Source organism: Flavobacterium sp. (assembly GCF_003525665.1).
Taxonomy (GTDB): domain Bacteria; phylum Bacteroidota; class Bacteroidia; order Flavobacteriales; family Flavobacteriaceae; genus Flavobacterium.
This window is the reverse complement of the sequence record NZ_DQDX01000086.1, coordinates 10406-11504: the sequence shown is the minus strand read 5'-3', so window position 1 is coordinate 11504 and position 1099 is coordinate 10406. Positions and strand designations below refer to the sequence as shown.

General features: G+C 32.7%; 1 protein-coding gene. It reads right to left on the bottom strand.

Features of this window, described 5'->3' with window-relative positions:
• Window positions 1-100 precede the first annotated feature (100 nt).
• Window positions 101-757 carry a fructose-6-phosphate aldolase gene (gene fsa, locus DIU01_RS06410; protein ID WP_035128621.1) on the bottom strand — a complete coding sequence of 219 codons (657 nt, stop codon included), beginning with the start codon at window positions 755-757 and terminating at the stop codon, window positions 101-103.
• Window positions 758-1099 lie beyond the last annotated feature (342 nt).

The following is a 1099-nucleotide window of genomic DNA, read 5'->3' as shown; positions in this document are numbered from 1 at the left end:
TTTCGGAAATATAGAATAAATAAAAGGCGACTTTCAAATGAAAATCGCCTTTTTTTTATTAGGTTTCAAACTGCTATCTGAAAACTGTAAACTGTAAACTCTACTTATTTCCTTTCTCGAAATCAGCTATAAACTGTGCCAATCCGATATCAGTTAATGGATGTTTTAATAATCCTAATATTGCAGAAAGTGGTCCAGTCATAACATCAGCACCAATTTTTGCGCAATTTACAATGTGCATAGTGTGACGAACTGAAGCTGCAAGAATTTGAGTTTCGTAACCGTAGTTATCATAGATTTCTCTAATTTCTTGAATCAAATTCAATCCATCTGTAGAAATATCATCCAATCTTCCAATAAATGGAGATACAAAAGTCGCTCCAGCTTTAGCTGCCAATAACGCTTGACCTGCAGAAAATACTAAAGTAACATTAGTTTTAATTCCTTTATCAGAAAAATATTTACATGCCATTACACCTTCTTTTGTCATTGGTAATTTTACCACAATTTGATCGTGTAATTCAGCAAGTTCTTCACCTTCTTTAATCATTCCGTCGTAGTCAACTGCATTAACTTCGGCACTAACTTCGCCATCGCTAATGTTGCAAATGTCAACGTAATGTTTCAAAATGTTGTTTTTTCCTGTAATTCCTTCTTTAGCCATCAACGAAGGATTAGTTGTAACGCCATCAAGAACTCCAAGTGCTTGTGCTGCTTTGATTTCGTTTAAATTGGCTGTGTCAATAAAAAATTTCATAATATATATTTAGTTGTGTTTTATTATTTGGGCGTTACCCTACGTGAAAAACTTCGGGTCAGGCTTTCCGTTCCAAGTCCTCAACTTACTTCCACTAACGTTCCAGTAAGTTTCCGGGCTTTCCTCTGCAATCCTTAACGCAATCGCGTGCAAAATTACGAATTCATTTTTAAAAATCAATATCTAAAATTAATCGCTATTTAGAAATTAAAAGTATTAGATACAATTTCTACAGCACTGAAAAAAAACATAAGAACATTATAATTCAAAAAATTTGAATACAAACGAGAAAAAAGGTAAAAGAGAACATAAAATAGTACAAATCAATCTTATTTTTAAATC